The sequence below is a fragment of the Citrobacter sp. RHB25-C09 genome (genome assembly GCF_013836145.1).
Taxonomy (GTDB): domain Bacteria; phylum Pseudomonadota; class Gammaproteobacteria; order Enterobacterales; family Enterobacteriaceae; genus Citrobacter_A.
Window position 1 is genome coordinate 3,459,412 of the sequence record NZ_CP057483.1, and the last position, 21,254, is coordinate 3,480,665.

The following is a 21,254-nucleotide window of genomic DNA, read 5'->3' on the forward strand; positions in this document are numbered from 1 at the left end:
AACATTACCAGCACCGAATCTGTTTGCTGGCGCTGATTTTCATGCTCTCACCACGACAGTCATAGCGCGTAGTAGTGGATATGTCACTGTGGCCTGCCAGCTGGCGCACGGTGTTAATATCCACGCCCTGCTCCAATAAACGGGTGATGAAGGTACGCCGCATGTCATGTGGGGTGAACCGCGCAACGCCTGAAGTTTGCTGTAACTCCACCAAGATGCCCGTTAACCCGGTTGTTGTCAGAGGCTGACTGGCAACCTTACCGTTGCGCTGAATTCGCTTGAACAACGCACTGTCAGCCTCGTCTGCGCTGACTTTAAGCCATGCGCGGATGGCCTTGTCCACCGCATCCGCCACGTGAATTTCACGGTATTTACGCCCCTTCCCTTGCCTCACCGTCAGGATGCCGTTGTCATAGTCCCGGTGCTCAAGTTTAACCAGTTCCCCGGCCCGCAGGCCCGTTCCGCAAAGTGTCAGCACAATGGCGGCATCACGACAGCGCCGTACCGGTTGCGGATGCTGTTTTGCGGCCTGAATCAGCGCCCGGATCTCCGACTTGCCTAACGCCCTTCCCTTGCGCTGGATATCACCGTTCACACGCTTAACTGACCGTATACGTGCCAGCGTTTCGGTATCCATGCAATTGAGATTAAAGGCCGTCTGTGCCACGCCCCGCAGTGCTGACAGCGCCATGTTGACCGATGACACGGCGTAACCGTCATCCAGCAGTGCCGCACGTACTTTAGCGACGGCGGCGTAGTTAAGCTGTTCCCACGGATAGTCTGCTGCATCCGTATCGTGTTTAAGTATTCTGGCGCTGCGGTTTAACAGGCTGGTGATGCCCCGCCGCCCCGATGGTGCAAGACCGCCAAGATACGCATCAAACACGGTGGTTTGCACCACCGGCACGACCTGACGCAACGCAGCCCGGCTCATGCGCGTAACCCGCAATAACGTACATTAAACCAGGTAACTTTCAGCATCACACTAGCCCCCGTTCAGCCATTGATACCGTTTCCGTCCCCGCCACGATAAAGTGATCAAGTAACCGCACATCCAGCATTTCCAGCAGCTCCTGAAGCTTTTTAGTCAACTTGATATCGCAGCGGCTGGGTTCAGGCTCGCCGCTGGGGTGGTTGTGAACAAGGATGACTGCGGCGGCGTTATGTTTCAGTACACGCTTGATAACTTCACGGGGGTGAACACTGACCGAGTTTAACGTCCCCCTGAAGAGGATTTCGCGGTGCAGCAGCTGATTCTGATTATCGAGCAGGATGATGCCAAACTCTTCATGTTCAAGCGGTGCCAGCTCAACCATCACGCACCGTCGAACATCATCAGGGGAGCAGAGTTGAACCCCACGCTGATAGTACCGGCTGATAATGTCACGCGCTTGATCAAGGATACGGGTTTCACGCTGGGTAAATAGGGTCATGTCAGAACTCCCGTTCAATGAAGTAAATGGCGTCGGGAAACAGCTGGCGGCGGGTTACGCCAGTACGCAGGGAGAAAGCTTTACGGGGCATGGTGGTTCGCCCGTTACTGTCGAAGAAGCAGAGCGTTTCTTCGTCCATTTTGGTGATAAGGGACCAGTGAAACTGGTCGCTGAGCATAATCAGGCGGGAGTGGTCAGTGACGTCCAGAAACCTCTGCATTTCCCTGAAAAGCCGCCCGTCTGATAATCCCCGCTTCCCGGCAAAGGGTCTGGTGATTTGAACCGGGAACTGGCGGCCGTAGTGCCCTTTCTGCAACACCTGCGCTATCAGCCAGTCCAGACGGTCCTCTTCAATCCCTTCAGTCAGCCATTCATGCAAAGGCCAGCGCTGCTGATAAGCCTGAATAAGCCGGTTCATTAACGGGCGTCGTTTCACCCTGCCGTCATACAGCCAGCTCAGCATGTTAACCACGCAATAAGCACCGCAAAGACAGTCCAGTTCGCCCTGTTGAGACGCACGTATCCCTCTGTTATCAGTCACAGATAATTCCCCATAAGGTAGTGATGATTAGTGCGGCGGGATTAGCTTTCCCACAGGACAGTAATGGTGTAAGCGTTCATGGCGTGATACTGAATAAAGTTGGATTGCCAGAGTTCAAACAACTCCCTTCCGGCGTTAACAGGCAGGTCCCCCCTGTACGCCAGAAAGACATATTGCTGACTCCAGCTAATATCAATTTCCTTTTCCAGTTCGGGGTATACCGTCCCCATATAACCGAAGTCGGTGATGTAATCAAAATACCATTCATCATTGCGTGAAATAAGTCGTATTTCGACGGGGTGGTAACCACCCTTTTCAGCGCTGTAACTCAGGTCTTTAAATAACAGACTGACGGCTGTAATTTTGGTTTTATGCGGCGGTGGATTTCCCGCTTCATTTAATATGATATTTATTAATTCTTGATCGACGGGCATAGCTAGCCCTTCCTGATGGACAATATTCATCAGTTATTTTCCTGTTCAACATATTCTGAAAAGACGTTATGTCTGCACCAGCACAGGTGGGGTTTAATCACCTAATAAATGGTAAGTGCATGGCAACGTACTGACTGGGTAAAATATAGTTCATTAGCAATATTATTATATCAAAAATATACCTTAAATGCAAATAGTAACAATGGGAAACTAATATGTAGTTCAGAAATGAAATAACTGACAGTAGGTTTTTATTCATTATTAAGTGATGGCATACTTTCCATTCTGCCATGTCAGACAGGTCAGGATTCCGGGGTGGTTCCTTCTGTCTGGCATGGCGGAAAACTGACGCTATCACACCTTCCCGTTCAGCTTTTCAAAGAGGCGATTACGCTCATCTTCAGGCAGCTTCATGATTTGTACCGCCAGTTCAGAAACATCAGGCCCCTGAGACATCAGATCGTCCTTTACCAGCCTGAGGGCCTGCTCCATCAGTTGCGTCCGCGAAGCTGGTGACATATTGCGATACAACTGTATCCAGAGGCTAAGCTGGCGATCGCTGTCGGTGAGAGTAAACGCTTCACCCTTAGCCCTGTTTCTCTCATCATCAAGCGACATTGTGGCTGCGCTGATATGGTAAACCACGCCTTTCCCGGCAGTCCTTTTACGACGTATTTCCGGGTGCAGGGATGCCAGTTTTTCCAGGCGCATCCTAGCGCCACGCGCAGTGCCCGGCATCCCCTCAATATGAGTGAATTCCTCTGCTGTCAGCCAGTCTTTAGCCTCTTCAACAGAAGCTTCAGGATGGGTCGCTATAGCCGATACTGATCTCTTACTGCTCATATAAATTTCACCAGATATCAATGCGTTAATATGAAAACCAACAAATAGATACCAAAAGAACTTGAAAGGTATCTTTTATTCGCATTTAATATCCATGTACTGATTCCATGGAGTTAATACTGTGCGTAACTCAACAGCATCGCAGAAAAAGCAAAGCAAAGGAAGTTCAGGGAACTGGCATCGTGCCGATATTGTGGCAGCACTTCACAAGCGAGGGTTAACGCTGGCGTCACTGTCACGCAGTCACGGCCTTGCACCACGTACATTAAATAACGCCTTAGAGCGTCATTATCCCAGAGCTGAGCGCATTATTGCCGGGGCTCTGGATACGACACCGGAAACATTATGGCCGGAAAGGTATGCCCTTAAAAATGGACCTAATAGCAGGTAAAGGATGCAACCATGGCAACCACCATCACTGAAATAACGGTATGCTTTGAGTATTTTTTCAGTTCTCTTTATCGCAGGGAGTTCGTCAAAACCCTGCGTCTGAACGAATGTAGCGAGCGGGAATTACTGCCTCTGGTACGTTGCTATTTGCTGGGTTGGTTTGCAGATAATGTCTCACCAGAAGTAAAAAGCAAGCTGCCGGGAACTGTATCCGGGCACGGTTACATTGATTTTGTCATTGATGATGTAGCCGTTGAGTTTGCAGTACGTAAACCAACTGCGGCACGTTCGAATGTCTCCGCAACTGTAAATAGCACTGAAGTTAAAAAGTTGATGAAGCACGACGGCAAAGCCTTGCTTGTGCTGTTTGACTTCTCTGACACGCCCTACTCAGAAGAACAGATCGAATCTTTCCGCAACTGGCCCTCTCTCGGTCGAGGGAATCATCGCAGGTCCGCATTCAACGTCGTTTATTTCTTTGTGGGAAAACGCAGACCGCTGACACTGGGGAAAATCACCAAAAACATCCGTATCACTTAATAGAGAATTAATTAATGAACAGAAAACTGTTGGCCTTATTGATGGCAGCCATAACGCTACCTGTCGCAGCAGCGCAGTACGTAAAACCCGGAGCGGTTCTAACCCTGAATCCGGGAAAGAGCAATGCTGAATTCAACATTAATGCCTCAACGCGGGATGGTTCGGGCGTATGCAATATAGAGGGTACAGCACAGCAAATAGCTGCCGGAGAAAGCCAGAAGCGTCGCTGGGTCTGGAATGACAATACCAGCCAGTGTATTGCAGTGATTAGTGAGCTGTATAACGGTAAGATCAGCGTTATAACACATGGTTGCGAAAGTTACTGCGGAGCCCCTGCAACAGGTGCAATGGATGGCCTATTTAATAAGAAGTAAAAGTATCGTTAATTAACGAAGGAACCCTAGATGAAAAGAACAATGCTTCTGGTATTAATAGCCGCTGGTGTGCTGACTGGCTGCGGCGAGAAAACACCGAAATGCAGTAGTGATGATGCAAAAAATCTGGTCGTAGATATTGCAAGAAAGACAATCGAGAAAAGCATGACACTGGATAAGGATGTGCGTATTTCAGTTGAAAATGTTAGAACAATTAGCCATGAATCAGGTCTGGATGTTTATCAGTGCGCTGCTGATTTAACGTTCACAAAACCTGAGCTACAAAACTCCTTACCAATCGCCTACCGGATTCAGAAAACCGATGAGGGTAAAGGCCAGTTCTATATAAACGTATCTGGATTATAATTTATATTAGTCGAACCTGATCTAAAATAATTAATTAAAAGGTTGAGAGTTACCGTTTTTTGATATCGGAGTTGAATTCTTATACAAAACACTAAGTAACTCTCATGCCTCATACTACCAATCCCGTTATCAAATACAAAGTCATTTTTTCAATTTAGTTAAATATACCATCAATATATTCTAAACCTGTAAATTAATGGATATTTCACGTAATACTTTTAATCGATATAGCAAACTGGCTGATGATGATAGCATATACACGCTGATAATTCGTAGTCGCCGCACGTCTAACCTTTCAAACCGTAAAGAGTACGGCGGTAAAAGAGTGAAATGATTATCATCTTTATTTGGCGATAAATAACATCGAACGCACAAAAACGAAGCCGACATCCTCAAAAACTAGAGGCATCTGCGATACGTTTTGATAAAACGATACTGAACGAGTTTTATCACGCTACGTTAAGCAAAAAATCATATCGCATTCTTCAGATATTGCAATCGGATCTGAATGAATGGCTGACTCACTATAATAATGAGCTTGTCCATCAATGGAGAATGTGCTGTAGTTAGGCGTCAACGGAAATGTTACTTGATGAAACGCGCATTTGTGTTCAGAAAAATTAAAGCCAGTTTAATCTGACAGTCACCTTTAAAAAAATAGGTAACTGTCAGGTCTAGTCTGAGCTAATACACATCCATATCTATGATTCAAGTCTCTCCAAATATATCATGATATACTTCTGGATGTTTCTTCTGGGCCCATTCCAACAAAATATCCAGCTTTTTGGTTCTTTCTATATTAATTAACCGTGCTTTTTCTTTTTCATGTTCCTTCTTCTCCTTTTCTTCTTCTTTCTTCTTATTATTATTTTTTTCTTCCTCTTCTTTTAATTTTTCATTTTTGACTCGAACTTCTTTTTTCTCATTATTTTTGATAATAAGCGAACTAACTGAGTTTTTATACTCTTTCATTAAGGATTCTTTAGCCCACTCTACTAATTTATATGAGAAAGAAATAGCCGAATTCCCAGCATCTCGGCATTTTTCTGGAGAAAGAGGTTTTTTGGCTTTTGTTTTATCTATATATGATATATCTGAATGAGCATAGGCACCACGATATTCTGCAATTGATTTCCAATCTGAATACATAACATCACTAAAATCGACATGTATGCCTAATACCATAACTATTTTTTTTATGTACTTACGTGATATACCATGATTTGAAGTTAACATTGAATGAATAAAAGGCTCACAAGTATAATTGGAATTCAAAAAATACTCTATGGGTGATACTGGATAAAGCACCTCACCTTTTGATATTTCAACATCATCATCTGCGATCTCAGATAATCTTCTTTCAAGAACCCCGGACAAATGTAATGAATACATAAATGGAATTGTTATAACACCATCCTCTAAAAACAAATCATGAGATGCTTTATAGACACTTAAAACAACTCCTTCGATAAAATCTTCAATAGCGGCATGCAGTAGGACACAATATGACTTAACATCTAATTTAAAAGTTTCAGGTTCCACTAATGGGTCGTTAAAATAAGGTGCAAGAAACTTTCGCTCCAAATCGTCTTTTGTTTTTGACAGATCATTAGCCATTTGTGTTAATGAGTCTATATGTACCTGGTAGGACATAATTCCTCCCCGTCAAATATTTACACTAAATGGCACTGAATAATTCGTCTTTAGTCGACTATTGAGACAGTCAAAGAATATATTAAATCGGTCATTGTGTTGTATCACGCCTGCTGTTGTGGATTCAACTGCACTGACAAATCTTTCATTTTTGAAAGCATCTTTCACACCTTCAATAAAATCATCAGAAAATGACTTATCAATATTGATACCATCCTCTAACAATCTTGAAGCATAATGAACCTGAACTTCAAATAAAGACCGATTGAAACGCGACTCCCATGCTCCTTTTTCAGTTAACCATTTCTTAGCAACTGAGCCGTCTACATCTGCGAAACTAAAAATATTCAATAAAGTAGCACAAGCATTATCAAAAACCGTGCATCCTTTAATTAAATCCACCGAGTATTTATCCCAATTAAGATTCATATAATTGGTAAAAAGATCCAGTTCTCTTCTTAAAGCACCACCATACTTATCTTTTGAAAACTCTAAATATAGATATTTTAAAAGCAACTCTGCATCTTTAAATCTTTTATCCGCAACCTTAATATTTAAAATATTTCGAAGGGGTATTTCTTCATCAGTATGCTTAATAATTAACCTAGAAAACTCACCTTTATAAATTGAATTTCTCAATTCTTGCATAGTTAGAGGCGATGAACCGGTATTCAATCTATAAAAAATATCATAAAGTGTTGCATAGTTTTTATAACCTGAAAGTAAAGTACATCTAACATCTGCATTTAGAAAGCGACGTTTTTCTTCGACTGTAAAATCATCAAAGGTCAAACCGTTATTATGTCCCAAAATAGTTTGATTTTTTAATTTTGGAAGCCCATCCCAAATTTCAGGATCAACCTTACTAAATCCATATATAGCCAATAAACGTTGTTTACCATCAATCACAACGTACTTCTTTTTCTCGCCTATAACTTCTGCCAATACAATTTCTGGAACAGGATATCCAATCATTAATGACTCGATCAATCTTGAGCGTTTTTGATTGTCCCAAACATTTCTACGTTGAAAATCTGGATTAAGATCAACATTACCTTCATCTATTTGTTGGACTATCGTTTGAACCGTCCAATCGCGTGAGTAAACGACCAATTGGCTAACGTCGTTCTCAGAGGCAGTGCTAAGCACTTCTTCTTCATTATTCTGAAGAATTTCTTCATTATATGCATTATCCGTATCGTCAAATCTACTCATAAATCCCCCATAAGTTCTAACTGACTTAGAATCATTCCATTTAGAATATCATTTATCCCACTAAGATAATCATTGATTATACGGTTTCAAGATAGTTTGCCCAGACCTGTAACCATCTTTTGCACTCTGAATCATACTTGTATAGGTTATAAATCCCTTCCATACCACCTTTTGTATGTCCCAGAATCGCCTCTGCCACTTCGTTAGGGCATTGAAGCCGCGACAGCCCGGTACGAACAGTCCGCCGTAAATCGTGCGGAGTCCAACTCGGTATATCTAACATCTGGCCGGATTCACGTAAGCGCCACGCACTCTCTGTCAGATATTTTTGCTGGATTGGAAGTCTTGTTCGTGTAGACGGAAATAAATACTTATCCGAATTCAGACGAAGTACACTTAGGAAATCTATGGCTTGCGTAGATAGCTGAACGTAACGTTCAACACCTGTTTTAGTCTCACGCAGGTATATCGTCCCCTTTTCCAGATCAACATCACTCCACGCCATGTTACAGACCTCACCGGTACGACAGCCGGTCCAGAGAGTCAGACGTAACACGTTTTTGATCGTTGGCGTGTAAGCCGAACCCGGAAGCCATTTAAGGAATTTTGCAAGCTCGTCCTCACTCAGTACTCGTGTTCCACGTCCATTTGTGAGCTTGATTCTTGTCTGTCGTAAGCTGGATTTTGCTAACAACGCTGGATTCGCAAAACTGTCATCAAAGCGCCCAAGGCCAATTGCAAATTCATATGCGAGTGAAAGCTCCCTCAGTACATTCCCTGCCTGTACGGTTGCACCTCGAGCTACAATGCCATTGATTAAATTAATGACATCCTGGCGAGTAATCTCAGCAGCATTCCGGGTTCCTAAGCTTTTAACAGCGTCACCATAGAGAGTACGACGAACCTCAGCCTGCCCTTTCGGCTTTCTGGCACCGGGAATGACCTTCCCGTCCTTCGTTTTACGATCCTCAATACGTTCGGTAAGATACAGTTCAACTAATCCCTGTATGGTCAATTCAGGAATCTTAGCCTGTTCAGCTTCAATCGCACGCTGGAGTTTATCTTGTTTGAGTTCAGTCGCAGGACACCGACCTTCCTGTCGGAGGAGCTTTAATTCGTGGAGTTTAAGACGCGCAGCGGCGAGAGAAGTCTGCGGGAAGTTACCAATTTTAACCTGAGCAAGCTTGCCAGTCAGAGGACTTGTGTAACGGTAGAAAAAAGACTTAACCCCAGTTGCACCGCAGGAGACACGTAAGCCACGATTTTCGCCTATATCAGCCTTATCTTTGTCGCCAGGCTTCATCATTTCTACCGCTTTAAACGAAAGTGGCTTTCCCTCTTGTTTTCCTGCCATAAAGACTCCGTTATCATGCACCTTATGCAGTCATGAACATAAATGTAGGTTGTGCTGTATGTGCCCATATTTTACCAGGCCATAGGTTGGCAAGCTACACTTTAACCTACATTTAAATGTAGGATGTCATGATATTCGATGAGACACCGTGAAACCTAATGATAACCACAAAAATCACTAACTCATTAAAAATTAAGAAAATGGACATCACAAACCGATGAGTACAATAGAAAACTTAGACTCTCACACCCCAATGATGCAGCAGTATCTCAAGCTGAAAGCCCAGCATCCGGAGATCCTGCTTTTTTACCGCATGGGCGACTTCTACGAATTATTTTATGACGATGCAAAACGCGCATCGCAGTTGCTCGACATCTCGCTGACCAAACGCGGCGCATCGGCGGGCGAGCCGATCCCCATGGCGGGGATCCCCCATCACGCTGTAGAAAACTACCTCGCCAAACTGGTGAATCAGGGCGAATCCGTCGCTATTTGTGAGCAAATTGGCGACCCGGCAACCAGCAAAGGGCCGGTTGAACGCAAAGTGGTTCGCATTGTCACGCCCGGCACCATCAGCGACGAAGCGCTGTTACAGGAGCGCCAGGACAATCTGCTGGCAGCCATCTGGCAGGACAGCAAAGGCTACGGTTACGCCACGCTGGACATCAGTTCTGGGCGCTTTCGCCTGAGTGAACCGGCCGATCGCGAAACGATGGCGGCCGAACTGCAAAGGACCAATCCCGCAGAACTGCTGTATGCCGAAGATTTTGCCGAAATGGCGCTGATCGAAGGCCGTCGCGGACTGCGCCGCCGCCCACTGTGGGAGTTTGAAATTGATACCGCCCGTCAGCAGCTTAATCTGCAGTTTGGCACGCGCGACCTGATCGGTTTTGGCGTAGAGAATGCGCCGCGTGGGCTTTGTGCGGCGGGTTGCCTGCTGCAGTATGTCAAAGATACCCAGCGCACGTCCCTGCCACATATTCGTTCTATCACCATGGAGCGCCAGCAGGACAGCATCATTATGGATGCCGCGACGCGCCGTAACCTGGAGATCACCCAAAACCTGGCGGGCGGCGTAGAAAATACGCTGGCTTCGGTGCTCGACTGCACCGTAACCCCGATGGGCAGCCGTATGCTTAAACGCTGGCTACATATGCCGGTGCGCGATACCAAAACGCTTACCGAACGTCAGCAAACCATCGGGGCGTTACAGGATGCCACGAGCGAGCTACAGCCGGTGTTGCGTCAGGTGGGCGACCTGGAGCGTATTCTGGCGCGTCTGGCGTTACGTACTGCTCGCCCGCGCGACCTTGCCCGGATGCGCCACGCCTTCCAGCAGTTGCCGGAACTTCGCGCCCAGCTCGAAACCGTCAACAGCGCGCCCGTTCAAATGCTGCGCGAGAAGATGGGCGAATTTACTGAACTGCGGGAACTGCTGGAGCGCGCAATCATTGATGCGCCGCCGGTGCTGGTGCGCGACGGCGGGGTTATTGCACCGGGTTATAATGAGGAACTCGACGAATGGCGCGCGCTGGCAGACGGCGCAACCGACTATCTCGATCGACTGGAAATCCGCGAGCGTGAACGTACCGGTCTGGACACGCTGAAGGTCGGCTTCAACGCCGTACACGGTTATTACATTCAGATCAGCCGGGGACAAAGCCACCTTGCGCCAATCAACTATGTTCGCCGCCAGACGCTGAAAAATGCCGAGCGCTATATCATCCCGGAACTGAAAGAGTACGAAGACAAAGTTCTGACCTCGAAAGGCAAAGCGCTGGCGCTGGAAAAACAGCTCTATGATGAACTGTTCGAACTGCTACTGCCGCATCTGGCAGCGTTGCAGCAGAGCGCCAACGCGCTGGCAGAACTCGATGTGCTGGTGAACCTGGCTGAACGCGCTTATACGTTGAACTACACTTGCCCGACCTTTACCGATAAACCCGGCATTCGTATTACGGAAGGGCGGCATCCGGTAGTGGAGCAGGTTCTGAACGAGCCGTTTATTGCCAACCCGCTGGATCTCTCACCGCAGCGCAGGATGCTGATCATTACCGGACCCAACATGGGCGGTAAAAGTACCTATATGCGCCAGACAGCGCTGATTGCGTTGCTGGCCTATATCGGCAGCTACGTGCCTGCGCAAAAAGTCGAAATTGGTCCCATCGATCGCATTTTTACTCGCGTTGGCGCGGCGGACGATCTGGCCTCCGGGCGTTCCACATTCATGGTAGAAATGACCGAAACCGCTAACATTCTGCATAACGCGACCGAGAACAGCCTGGTGCTGATGGATGAGATCGGGCGTGGCACGTCCACTTACGACGGCCTTTCTCTGGCGTGGGCGTGTGCGGAAAATCTGGCGAATAAGATTAAAGCACTGACGCTGTTCGCGACGCACTATTTTGAACTGACGCAGTTGCCGGACAAAATGGAAGGGGTGGCGAACGTGCATCTGGATGCGCTGGAGCACGGCGATACCATCGCCTTTATGCACAGCGTTCAGGACGGTGCAGCAAGCAAGAGCTACGGCCTGGCGGTGGCGGCATTAGCGGGCGTACCGAAAGAAGTGATCAGACGTGCGCGACAGAAACTGCGAGAGCTGGAGAGTATTTCGCCGAACGCGGCGGCAACCCAGGTCGATGGCACGCAGATGTCGCTGCTGTCTGCCCCGGAGGAGACGTCTCCTGCCGTTGAAGCGCTGGAAAATCTCGACCCGGATTCCCTGTCACCGCGTCAGGCGCTGGAGTGGATTTATCGCCTGAAGAGTCTGGTATAGGTCTTGATTGCCCGATGGCGCTACGCTTATCGGGCCTACCGAGCGTACTGGAGTCTTGTAGGCCGGATAAGGCATCAGCCGCCATCCGGCATCGTTTTAACGTTTATCTTCCGCCAGCAATGGCGGAATGCTCGGCACCATTGGCGCGTCGTCTATATCTTTCTGCGTCATGCGAAACGCTTCTGGATAATGCTCGCGGCGGGTACGGCGCAGCGGTTCGGTATTGCGCCAGGTGTACAGGCAATGCTGACACTGATACACCGTCCAGACGCCTTTCACCGGGGAAGTCGCCATCACTTCTATTTGCGCATCGGCACAACGTGGACAAATCATCTGTTACTCCTTATTTACGATTAGCCAGCATGGCGGTCAGCTTTTCAGCCCAGGCTTTTGTTTCCGGTAAATCACAGACCGGTTGGCTATAGTGACCACGATTATCCGGTGCAACCGGCGTGGTCGCGTCGATGATCAGCTTATCGGTGATCCCTGCCGGACTTGAGCCCGGATCCAACTCCAGCACCGACATGTTTGGCAGTTGCACCAGATCGCCCGCCGGATTAACCTTCGAAGACAGCGCCCACATCACCTGCGGCAGGTTGAACGGATCGACATCTTCATCAACCATGATCACCATCTTCACGTAACCCAGGCCGTGTGGCGTCGTCATCGCGCGCAAACCCACCGCGCGGGCAAAGCCGCCGTAGCGCTTTTTAGTGGATATAATCGCCAGCAAACCGTGAGTGTACATGGCGTTCACCGCCTGCACTTCCGGGAATTCCGCTTTCAACTGCTGATACAGCGGCACGCAGGTTGCCGGCCCCATCAGGTAGTCGATTTCCGTCCACGGCATACCGAGATACAGCGATTCAAAAATTGGTTTTGTGCGATAAGAGACTTTATCGATACGCACCACGGTCATGTTGCGTCCGCCGGAATAGTGGCCGGTAAACTCGCCAAATGGCCCTTCGATTTCACGCTTGCGGCTCTCGATGACCCCTTCGAGGATCACTTCTGAACCCCACGGCACGTCAAAACCGGTCAGCGGCGCGGTGGCGATTGGGTACGGGCTTTCGCGCAGCGCACCCGCCATTTCATATTCCGACTGATCGTACTTCAGCGGCGTCGCCCCCATCAAAGTAATGATCGGATCGTTACCGAGCGTAATCGCAATCGGCAGATCTTCACCGCGCTCTTCCGCCTTGTGCAAATGCAGTGCGATATCATGCATCGGCACTGGCTGCAGGCCCAGCTTGCGCTTGCCTTTCACTTCCATGCGGTAAATTCCAACGTTCTGCTTACCGAAATTGTCCGGGTCAAGCGGGTCGCGAGAAACTACACAGGCTTTATCGAGGTAAAACCCGCCGTCACCATCGTTCAGGCGAAACAGCGGAAGGATATCAAACAGGTTAATCGCCTCACCCTCCACGCTATTTTCTGCCCACGGCGGATTAGCACGGCGTTCCGGCGCAATCGGAAATTTGTCCCAACGACGGATAAACTCATCAATCTGTTTTTTGACGGGCGTATTTGGCGGCAGGCCTAAGGAGATGGCATGGTTCTGCCAGGAACCAATGGTATTCATCGCCACGCGGGCATCAGTGAAGCCACGGATATTATCGAACCACAGCGCGGGAGCACCGTCACCAATGCGGCCAGTCGCATTCGCCGCCGCCGCAAGATCGGGTTCGGCGTTGACCTCTTCGCTGATTTTCAGCAGTTGCCCCTGGTCGTCCAGCGCCTGTAAAAAGCTGCGTAAATCATCAAATGCCATTATTCATTCTCCTTAGAAATAGTCTGCATCTGCTGCAACCCCTGCCAACGCCGGGCCGGCGGATGCTCCAGGCCAAACTGGTCCAGCACACGTGCGACAATGTGCTGGGTGATGTCATCAACGGTCTGCGGGTGGTTGTAAAAAGCGGGCATCGGCGGAACCATGACCACGCCCATGCGGGAAAGCGCCAGCATGTTCTCCAGATGAATCGTGCTAAGCGGCATTTCACGCGGCACCAGCACCAACTTGCGCCCCTCTTTCAGCACCACGTCGGCGGCACGACCCACCAGACCTTCGGCGTATCCTGCGCGAATACCTGCCAGCGTCTTCATACTGCAAGGAATTACGATCATGCCGTCAGTGCGAAACGAGCCTGAAGAGATGGTCGCCGCCTGATCCGCCGGACTATGGTTGTAGTCCGCCAATCCGGCGACATCGCGTGCACTAAAGGGGGTTTCCAGTTCGATGGTTGTTTTGGCCCACTTCGACATCACCAGATGCGTTTCAACATCGGCTATGTTCCGCAATGCCTGCAACAGCGCCACGCCTAGCGGTGCGCCCGTTGCCCCGGTCATCCCAACGATCAGTCTCATTCTCACCTCACATTCGTTCTTATACGAACAATTCCGTTAAAATACGCTTCGTCCCTCCACACGACAAGCGCAATAATTGGACGTAGCACCGATAGCTTAAGTATCCGCCATTAGAAAAGCGGCAATAACCCGTTATGATAGAGGCAGATGTCTTGTGCGGAGTCCTCATGATATTACGCGATAAAGCTTTTCACCTGCTGCGACTGCTTTTTCAGCAGCATACCGCTCGCTGGCAGCATGAAATACCAGAGCTGACCAAACCACAGTATGCGGTGATGCGCGCAGTTTTTGAGCGCCCGGGTATTGAGCAGGTCAATCTGATGGAAGCGGCAGTGAGTTCAAAAGCGACGCTGGCAGAAATGCTCAGCCGGATGGAAAAACGAGGGTTGGTAAGACGTGAAAATGACCCGTTGGATAAGCGGCGCCGCTTTGTTTATTTGACTGCCGAAGGGGAAGCGCTGCTGGCGTTAAGTATTCCACAGGGAGATCGCGTGGATGATGAGTTTCTGGGGCGGTTATCCGATGAAGAGCGTGAGCAGTTCACTCGTCTGGTGCGTAAGATGATGGATTGATTTGTCGGATGGCGGCTATATGGCACGTTTCTCCCAAAGGGCAATGCTGCTGCCAAAGAAAAAGGCCAGTCTCGATGAGACCGGCCTTCCTTGATAGAACTTTGCTTACTCGCGGAATAGCGCTTCGATATTCAGCCCCTGAGTCTGCAGGATTTCGCGCAGACGACGCAGGCCTTCAACCTGAATCTGACGAACACGTTCACGCGTGAGACCAATTTCGCGGCCCACATCTTCCAGTGTTGCAGCTTCGTACCCCAGCAGACCGAAACGACGTGCCAGCACTTCACGCTGTTTGGCGTTCAGTTCGAACAGCCATTTGACGATGCTTTGTTTCATATCATCGTCTTGCGTGGTGTCTTCCGGACCGTTTTCTTTTTCATCGGCCAGGATATCCAGCAACGCTTTTTCGGAATCGCCACCCAGCGGGGTGTCTACCGAGGTAATACGCTCGTTGAGACGAAGCATACGGCTGACATCATCAACGGGTTTATCCAGTTGTTCTGCAATTTCTTCCGCACTCGGTTCGTGGTCCAGTTTGTGGGACAACTCGCGGGCGGTACGCAGATAAACGTTCAGCTCTTTAACAATGTGAATCGGCAGTCGAATGGTACGGGTTTGGTTCATAATCGCCCGTTCAATCGTCTGGCGAATCCACCAGGTTGCATATGTTGAGAAACGGAACCCGCGTTCCGGGTCAAACTTCTCGACTGCACGGATAAGTCCCAGATTGCCCTCTTCAATCAGGTCCAGCAGCGCCAGACCACGATTGCCATAACGGCGAGCAATTTTCACCACCAGACGCAAGTTACTCTCAATCATCCGACGGCGAGAAGCGACATCTCCACGCAGTGCGCGACGCGCAAAATACACTTCTTCTTCGGCCGTTAACAGTGGTGAATAACCAATCTCACCAAGGTATAGCTGAGTCGCGTCCAACACACGCTGTGTGGCACCCTGCGATAACAGCTCTTCTTCAGCCACATCGTTATCACTGGGTTCCTCTTCAACTAAGGCTTTCTCGTCAAAAACCTCAACTCCGTTCTCATCAAATTCCGCATCTTCATTTAAATCATGAACTTTCAGCGTATTCTGACTCATAAGGTGGCTCCTACCCGTGATCCCTTGACGGAACTAGCAAGTGTAAGCCTGGTTCCGCCGATTTATCGCTGCGGTAAATAACGCAGCGGGTTTACGGATTTCCCCTTGTAACGAATTTCAAAATGCAAGCGTGTAGAACTGGTTCCGGTGCTACCCATGGTCGCTATTTTTTGCCCCGCCTTCACTTCTTGTTGTTCCCGGACCAGCATCGTATCGTTATGGGCGTAGGCACTCAGGTAATCATCATTGTGTTTGATGATAATAAGATTACCGTAACCGCGCAGCGCGTTACCGGCATAAACGACGCGTCCATCTGCGGTCGCGACAATAGCCTGTCCTTTGCTGCCTGCAATATCGATCCCTTTGTTGCCACCTTCGGTAGCCGCAAAGTTTTCGATCACTTTGCCATCAGTCGGCCAGCGCCATGTGGAAATTGGCGAACTGTCTGATGTACTGCTTACAGTGGGTTCGGCCGCGCTAACCGTAGGTGCCGTAACAGGCGCTGTGACGACCGTCGCAGCAGGCTTGTTGTTCGGCAACATTTTGTTAGCACTTTGTTCACCTGAGTCCTCAGAATACGTAATTGTCGGTTTCGACGCAACAGCGACGGCGGAATTTTGTGCAGGGTTGGTCACAACTCCTTGCTGTGCTGCATCCGCCTGAGTGATCGCATTTCCACCTGTAATTGGCGTACCTGATGCATTTCCAACCTGCAATGTTTGACCGACATTCAGACTATATGGGGCGGCGACGTTGTTGCGTTGCGCAAGATCACGAAAATCGTTACCGGTGATCCAGGCGATGTAAAATAGCGTATCGCCTTTTTTAACGGTGTAGGTGCTGCCGCCGGTATAACTACCTTTCGGAATGTTCCCATACTGGCGATTGTAAACAATTCGCCCATTTTCCATTTGTACGGGCTGTTCCGCGACGGGCTGAATTTGCGTTGGCTGCGAGTCTGGGCGCTGCACCGGTTGAATTTGCGGCGTCTGCTGGGCGGTGTTTGCCGTTCCCATCTTCGGTGGCGGCGTAATCAGCATGCCTGAACTGGTATTTGCTGGCGCACTGCCATTAACTGAACTGACCGGCGCAGGTGGATTAGCTGAATTTGTACAACCTGCCAGCCATAGCGAAACCAGTGACAGTGCCGCAATGCGGCTAACGGTGAATTTTGGGCTTCCCGCGCTCATTTATCCCCCAGGAAAAAATGGTAAACAACCAGTGACGTAACAACCGTGCAGGCACTGGAAAATGGGTTCACGATACGCTGACCTGGCAAAGAATATCCAGGAAAACTCCAGGTATTCGGAACCGCTTCTTACGCTAATTCCCCTTTCACTAAGGGAACAAAGCGTACGGCTTCCACGGTGTCGATAATATATTCGCCTCCCCGACGACAAACCCGTTTCAAAAACTGGTTTTCGTCGCCCACGGGTAAGACAAGAATGCCGCCTTCATCCAACTGCGTCATAAGCGCTGTAGGGATCTCCGGCGGTGCTGCCGTCACAATGATAGCGTCAAACGGCGAACGCGCCTGCCAACCTTGCCATCCATCACCGTGACGTGTTGAAACATTATGTAAATCCAGTTGCTTAAGCCGACGACGGGCCTGCCATTGCAGACCTTTAATGCGTTCGACCGAGCAGACATGCTGAACCAGGTGTGCCAGAATCGCCGTCTGATAACCAGAGCCGGTACCGATCTCCAGCACCCGCGACTGGGGCGTTAGCGCAAGCAGTTCGGTCATGCGCGCCACCATATAAGGTTGCGAGATCGTCTGCCCCTGACCTATCGGCAAGGCGATGTTGTCCCAGGCTTTATGTTCAAACGCTTCATCAATGAATTTTTCGCGCGGCACCGCAGCAATGGCATCCAGCACGTGCTCGTCCTGGATCCCCTGTGCGCGCAATTGTTCAAGAAGCGATTGTACGCGTCTGCTTACCATTGCGCGCCAACCCCCACGCTGTCCAGCCAGTCAGAAAGAACATCATGCGCGCTGTGCGCAGTTAAATCTACATGCAGCGGAGTGATGGAAACGTAGCCTTCATCAATCGCCGCAAAATCGGTGTCTGGCCCGGCGTCATATTTGTCGCCCGGTGGGCCAATCCAGTACAGAGTATTACCTCGCGGGTCTTCCTGAGGGATCACCTTGTCTGCCGGATGGCGGCTGCCGCAGCGCGTGACGCGGATCCCTTTGATCTGATCCAGCGGTAAATCTGGCACGTTGATGTTGAGTATCCGTCCGGTGCGTAGCGGTTCCCGGTTCAGGGCCCGTAAGATACGGCATGCGATCGCGGCGGCAGTCTCATAATGCTGGTGTCCGTTTAGCGAGACGGCCAGCGCCGGAAAGCCGAGATGACGACCTTCCATCGCCGCCGCGACGGTGCCGGAATAGATAACATCATCGCCAAGATTTGGCCCTGCATTAATGCCAGACACAACAATGTCCGGCCGCGGGCGCATCAGTGCGTTGACGCCCAGATAGACACAATCGGTCGGAGTGCCCATCTGTACGGCAATGTCGCCGTTGTCGAAGGTAAACGTTCGGAGCGAAGACTCAAGGGTCAGCGAATTAGAGGCACCGCTGCGGTTCCGATCCGGGGCGACGACCTGTACGTCAGCAAACTCCCGCAGGGCTTTCGCCAGCGTTTGTATACCGGGCGCGTGGACCCCATCATCGTTACTCAGCAATATGCGCATAATCACCCATTGTGTTGATAAGTTCCCTCACAACGCTGGTGGCGAAACTACCTGCCGGTAGCCAGAAGCGTAACTCAACGGTCACGTCATCCCACCAGTTCCAGCTTAGTTGTTGCGGATAAAGCAACATAGCCCTGCGTGCCGCTTCGACTTTTTCGCGCAGCAGCAGTGATTGCAGGCTGTTTTCTTCAGCGATGGCGGACTGCTCAAACGCCAGCGCCTCGCGCTGCGTCCCCCACTCGCCGCTGCCGGGGAGTGAAGCGGTAATCAGGAGCTCTTTTTCGTCGACGCGCCGCTGCAATTCGGCTCGCTCTTCTTCCGTCGCCACAAACCAGCTTCCGCGTCCCGCTAATTGTAGCGCATCGCCGTCAACAACTTGATTAAAGTCTGTTTTTTTCAATCGTTCACTGACGATTTGATTAAACAACGCACTGCGGGCCGCCGACAACCAAAAACTGCGTTTATTGCGATCGCGCACAGGCGCATCGCTTTGCGCCCAGCGCAGTGCGCCTTGCAGGTTACTGCCGCCAATGCCGAAACGCTGTGCGCCGAAATAGTTCGGTACGCCAGCCGCGCCAATGGTGTGCAGACGAGATTCTACCTCATCCTTGTGGCTGATTTCGCGCAGCACCAGCGTAAAGGCATTGCCTTTCAGCGCGCCTAAACGCAGCTTACGCTTGTGGCGCGCATATTCCAGCACTTTGCAACCTTCGAGCTGGAAAGCGCTCAGATCGGGCATTTCCTTGCCAGGCACCCGTGCGCAAAGCCATTGCTCGGTGACCGCATGCTTGTCTTTTTGTCCGGCAAAGCTCACTTCTCGGGCATGGATTTTCAGAAATTTCGCCAGCGCGTCGGCGACAAAACGGGTGTTGCAGCCGTTTTTAAGAATGCGCACCAGAACGTGCTCACCCTCACCATCTGGCTCGAAACCTAAATCTTCAACCACCACAAAATCTTCCGGGTTCGCTTTCAGCAATCCGGTGCTTTGCGGCCTGCCGTGGAGATATGTGAGATTTTCAAACTCTGTCATTTTTCGGCCTTAATGAGCAACGCCACCGCTTCACAAGCGATCCCTTCTCCACGCCCGGTAAAACCCAGTTTTTCCGTGGTGGTCGCTTTCACGTTAACGTCATCCATATGACAACCGAGATCTTCAGCAATAAATACCCGCATTTGTGGGATATGCGGCAGCATCTTCGGAGCCTGAGCAATGATAGTCACATCAACATTACCCAGGGTGTAGCCTTTTGCCTGAATGCGACGCCAGGCTTCGCGCAACAGCTCGCGGCTGTCTGCACCTTTAAATGCTGCATCGGTATCCGGGAAAAGTTTACCAATATCGCCCAGCGCCGCCGCGCCCAACAGCGCGTCGGTGAGCGCGTGAAGCGCGACGTCACCATCAGAATGCGCCAACAGGCCCTTCTCATATGGGATGCGCACGCCGCCAATGATAATTGGGCCTTCTCCGCCAAAGGCGTGTACGTCGAAACCGTGTCCGATTCGCATTACACAATCTCCTAATGGTTTGTCCGGGTCAGATAAAATTCAGCCAGCGCCAAATCCTCCGGACGGGTCACTTTAATATTATCAGCCCGTCCTTCAACAAGCTGTGGATGGAAACCACAATATTCCAGCGCGGAGGCTTCATCCGTAATGGTCGCGCCTTCGTTCAGGGCGCGGGTCAGACAATCATGCAGCAGTTCACGCGGGAAAAATTGCGGTGTGAGCGCGTGCCATAAATCGGTGCGCTCGACGGTATGGGCGATAGCCGTTTTGCCCGGCTCTGCGCGTTTCATCGTATCGCGTACCGGGACGGCAAGGATCCCACCGGTGCGACTGGTTTCGCTGAGCATGAGCAGGCGAGCTAAATCGTCCTGATGCAGGCAGGGACGCGCGGCATCATGCACCAGCACCCATTCGGCATTTCCGGCGGCCTGTAGCCCGGCCAGAACGGAGTCCGCACGCTCAGTACCGCCATCGACGACGGTAATTTGCGGATGCTTCGCCAGCGACAGCTGCGCAAAGCGGCTGTCGCCAGGACTAATAGCAATGACAACGCGCGTCACCCGAGGATGCGCCAGTAGCGCATAAACCGAGTGTTCAAGAATGGTTTTATTGTTGATCGAGAGATATTGCTTAGGACATTCCGTTTGCATACGGCGGCCAAAACCAGCAGCTGGCACCACGGCGCAAACATCCAAATAAGAGGCTGCCATGTTTATTCCCTGGATGGTTTATTGACTATTTTGCCCCGTCGTGTGCGCGCGTTTAGACGCGTCGGGCACCAGACGATAAAACGTTTCGCCCGGCTTAGTCATGCTGAGTTCGTTGCGTGCGCGTTCCTCAATCGCTTCCTGACCGCCATTGAGATCGTCAATTTCGGCAAAAAGCTGATCGTTACGCGCTTTTAATTTGGCGTTTGTCGCCTGCTGCACCGCCACGTCATCATTGACGCGACTGTAGTCATGTATGCCGTTCTTACCGAACCACAGCGAATACTGTAGCCAGACCAGTAAAGCCAGCAACAGCAGCGTTAGTTTACCCATCCTGCCCCCTGAATAACGGCACCATCATCCCATACTTCCGCAGACGACTCTA

At 50.0% G+C, this 21,254-nt stretch carries 26 protein-coding genes and 1 pseudogene; 7 read left to right on the top strand and 20 right to left on the bottom strand.

What is annotated here, in order from left to right:
* Nucleotides 1-4: 4 nt before the first annotated feature.
* From HVY19_RS16375 to HVY19_RS20830, 6 genes are all read right to left on the bottom strand, one after another.
* Nucleotides 5-934, bottom strand: a complete 930-nt coding sequence (locus HVY19_RS16375; RefSeq protein WP_181681543.1) for a site-specific integrase — start codon at nucleotides 932-934, stop codon at nucleotides 5-7.
* Nucleotides 935-980: 46 nt separating this feature from the next.
* The gene (gene radC, locus HVY19_RS16380; protein WP_134935136.1) at nucleotides 981-1,433 is read right to left on the bottom strand and encodes a DNA repair protein RadC; all 453 of its coding nucleotides are present in this window, start codon (nucleotides 1,431-1,433) and stop codon (nucleotides 981-983) included.
* 1 nt (nucleotide 1,434) lies between these two features.
* On the bottom strand, nucleotides 1,435-1,896 hold the full coding sequence (locus tag HVY19_RS16385) for a hypothetical protein (protein WP_181684308.1): 462 nt from the start codon (nucleotides 1,894-1,896) through the stop codon (nucleotides 1,435-1,437).
* Between the two features lie 119 nt (nucleotides 1,897-2,015).
* Nucleotides 2,016-2,408 (bottom strand): DUF2787 family protein, encoded by a 393-nt coding sequence (locus tag HVY19_RS16390; RefSeq protein ID WP_001357433.1) that lies wholly within the window; start codon nucleotides 2,406-2,408, stop codon nucleotides 2,016-2,018.
* Between the two features lie 354 nt (nucleotides 2,409-2,762).
* Entirely contained in the window at nucleotides 2,763-3,251 is a 489-nt protein-coding gene (locus tag HVY19_RS16395; RefSeq protein ID WP_181681544.1) for a hypothetical protein, read from the bottom strand.
* Between the two features lie 113 nt (nucleotides 3,252-3,364).
* A complete protein-coding gene (locus tag HVY19_RS20830) occupies nucleotides 3,365-3,517 on the bottom strand; it encodes a hypothetical protein (protein WP_249419088.1) in 153 nt (50 codons plus the stop codon).
* On the opposite strand from HVY19_RS20830, the gene HVY19_RS16400 reads away from it, so the two are divergent.
* The 5 genes and pseudogenes from HVY19_RS16400 to HVY19_RS20835 form a co-directional block, all read left to right on the top strand.
* The gene (locus tag HVY19_RS16400; RefSeq protein WP_236936170.1) at nucleotides 3,445-3,642 is read left to right on the top strand and encodes a helix-turn-helix domain-containing protein; all 198 of its coding nucleotides are present in this window, start codon (nucleotides 3,445-3,447) and stop codon (nucleotides 3,640-3,642) included. The genes HVY19_RS20830 and HVY19_RS16400 overlap by 73 nt on opposite strands.
* Before the next feature lie 11 nt (nucleotides 3,643-3,653).
* Complete coding sequence (locus HVY19_RS16405) at nucleotides 3,654-4,181, top strand: hypothetical protein (protein WP_181681545.1); 528 nt, start codon at nucleotides 3,654-3,656, stop codon at nucleotides 4,179-4,181.
* A gap of 14 nt (nucleotides 4,182-4,195) precedes the next feature.
* Complete coding sequence (locus HVY19_RS16410; protein ID WP_181681546.1) at nucleotides 4,196-4,555, top strand: acyl-CoA dehydrogenase; 360 nt, start codon at nucleotides 4,196-4,198, stop codon at nucleotides 4,553-4,555.
* 30 nt (nucleotides 4,556-4,585) lie between these two features.
* Nucleotides 4,586-4,921, top strand: a complete 336-nt coding sequence (locus HVY19_RS16415) for a hypothetical protein (RefSeq protein WP_181681547.1) — start codon at nucleotides 4,586-4,588, stop codon at nucleotides 4,919-4,921.
* Nucleotides 4,922-5,244: 323 nt separating this feature from the next.
* Nucleotides 5,245-5,485 (top strand): annotated as a pseudogene (locus HVY19_RS20835) (IS481 family transposase); the annotation flags it as partial.
* 144 nt (nucleotides 5,486-5,629) lie between these two features.
* Here the strand turns inward: HVY19_RS20835 and HVY19_RS16420 are convergent.
* The 3 genes from HVY19_RS16420 to HVY19_RS16430 form a co-directional block, all read right to left on the bottom strand.
* Nucleotides 5,630-6,574, bottom strand: a complete 945-nt coding sequence (locus HVY19_RS16420; protein ID WP_181681548.1) for a HEPN domain-containing protein — start codon at nucleotides 6,572-6,574, stop codon at nucleotides 5,630-5,632.
* Between the two features lie 12 nt (nucleotides 6,575-6,586).
* Nucleotides 6,587-7,789: a DUF262 domain-containing protein gene (locus HVY19_RS16425; protein ID WP_181681549.1), complete on the bottom strand. Its 1,203-nt coding sequence runs from the start codon at nucleotides 7,787-7,789 to the stop codon at nucleotides 6,587-6,589.
* Nucleotides 7,790-7,865: 76 nt separating this feature from the next.
* A complete protein-coding gene (locus HVY19_RS16430; RefSeq protein WP_181681550.1) occupies nucleotides 7,866-9,143 on the bottom strand; it encodes a site-specific integrase in 1,278 nt (425 codons plus the stop codon).
* Between the two features lie 217 nt (nucleotides 9,144-9,360).
* Here HVY19_RS16430 and mutS point away from each other — a divergent pair, with 217 nt between their 5' ends.
* Complete coding sequence (gene mutS, locus HVY19_RS16435; protein WP_181681551.1) at nucleotides 9,361-11,922, top strand: DNA mismatch repair protein MutS; 2,562 nt, start codon at nucleotides 9,361-9,363, stop codon at nucleotides 11,920-11,922.
* 96 nt (nucleotides 11,923-12,018) lie between these two features.
* On the opposite strand, the gene HVY19_RS16440 is transcribed toward mutS, so the two are convergent.
* The 3 genes from HVY19_RS16440 to HVY19_RS16450 are packed head-to-tail and all read right to left on the bottom strand — an operon-like array spanning nucleotide 12,019 to nucleotide 14,286.
* The gene (locus HVY19_RS16440) at nucleotides 12,019-12,255 is read right to left on the bottom strand and encodes a non-oxidative hydroxyarylic acid decarboxylases subunit D (protein ID WP_181681552.1); all 237 of its coding nucleotides are present in this window, start codon (nucleotides 12,253-12,255) and stop codon (nucleotides 12,019-12,021) included.
* 10 nt (nucleotides 12,256-12,265) lie between these two features.
* On the bottom strand, nucleotides 12,266-13,693 hold the full coding sequence (locus tag HVY19_RS16445; protein ID WP_181681553.1) for a non-oxidative hydroxyarylic acid decarboxylases subunit C: 1,428 nt from the start codon (nucleotides 13,691-13,693) through the stop codon (nucleotides 12,266-12,268).
* Complete coding sequence (locus tag HVY19_RS16450) at nucleotides 13,693-14,286, bottom strand: non-oxidative hydroxyarylic acid decarboxylases subunit B (protein ID WP_181681554.1); 594 nt, start codon at nucleotides 14,284-14,286, stop codon at nucleotides 13,693-13,695. The genes HVY19_RS16445 and HVY19_RS16450 overlap by 1 nt, the downstream gene beginning before the upstream one ends.
* A 167-nt stretch (nucleotides 14,287-14,453) precedes the next feature.
* Between HVY19_RS16450 and HVY19_RS16455 the strand changes: the two genes are divergently transcribed.
* A complete protein-coding gene (locus HVY19_RS16455) occupies nucleotides 14,454-14,858 on the top strand; it encodes a MarR family transcriptional regulator (RefSeq protein WP_181681555.1) in 405 nt (134 codons plus the stop codon).
* A 105-nt stretch (nucleotides 14,859-14,963) separates the two neighbouring features.
* Here HVY19_RS16455 and rpoS read toward each other — a convergent pair whose 3' ends face one another.
* From rpoS to ftsB, 8 genes are all read right to left on the bottom strand, one after another.
* A complete protein-coding gene (gene rpoS / locus HVY19_RS16460) occupies nucleotides 14,964-15,956 on the bottom strand; it encodes an RNA polymerase sigma factor RpoS (protein ID WP_181681556.1) in 993 nt (330 codons plus the stop codon).
* Nucleotides 15,957-16,018: 62 nt separating this feature from the next.
* Nucleotides 16,019-17,101 carry a murein hydrolase activator NlpD gene (nlpD, locus tag HVY19_RS16465; RefSeq protein ID WP_249419116.1) on the bottom strand — a complete coding sequence of 361 codons (1,083 nt, stop codon included), beginning with the start codon at nucleotides 17,099-17,101 and terminating at the stop codon, nucleotides 16,019-16,021.
* Between the two features lie 173 nt (nucleotides 17,102-17,274).
* Complete coding sequence (locus tag HVY19_RS16470) at nucleotides 17,275-17,901, bottom strand: protein-L-isoaspartate(D-aspartate) O-methyltransferase (RefSeq protein WP_181681558.1); 627 nt, start codon at nucleotides 17,899-17,901, stop codon at nucleotides 17,275-17,277.
* Entirely contained in the window at nucleotides 17,895-18,656 is a 762-nt protein-coding gene (gene surE, locus HVY19_RS16475; protein WP_181681559.1) for a 5'/3'-nucleotidase SurE, read from the bottom strand. The genes HVY19_RS16470 and surE overlap by 7 nt, the downstream gene beginning before the upstream one ends.
* Nucleotides 18,637-19,686 carry a tRNA pseudouridine(13) synthase TruD gene (gene truD / locus HVY19_RS16480; RefSeq protein WP_181681560.1) on the bottom strand — a complete coding sequence of 350 codons (1,050 nt, stop codon included), beginning with the start codon at nucleotides 19,684-19,686 and terminating at the stop codon, nucleotides 18,637-18,639. The genes surE and truD overlap by 20 nt, the downstream gene beginning before the upstream one ends.
* Complete coding sequence (ispF, locus tag HVY19_RS16485) at nucleotides 19,683-20,162, bottom strand: 2-C-methyl-D-erythritol 2,4-cyclodiphosphate synthase (RefSeq protein WP_181681561.1); 480 nt, start codon at nucleotides 20,160-20,162, stop codon at nucleotides 19,683-19,685. The genes truD and ispF overlap by 4 nt, the downstream gene beginning before the upstream one ends.
* A gap of 11 nt (nucleotides 20,163-20,173) precedes the next feature.
* Complete coding sequence (gene ispD, locus HVY19_RS16490; protein WP_181681562.1) at nucleotides 20,174-20,872, bottom strand: 2-C-methyl-D-erythritol 4-phosphate cytidylyltransferase; 699 nt, start codon at nucleotides 20,870-20,872, stop codon at nucleotides 20,174-20,176.
* A gap of 18 nt (nucleotides 20,873-20,890) precedes the next feature.
* Complete coding sequence (gene ftsB, locus HVY19_RS16495; protein ID WP_181681563.1) at nucleotides 20,891-21,202, bottom strand: cell division protein FtsB; 312 nt, start codon at nucleotides 21,200-21,202, stop codon at nucleotides 20,891-20,893.
* Between the last annotated feature and the right edge of the window lie 52 nt (nucleotides 21,203-21,254).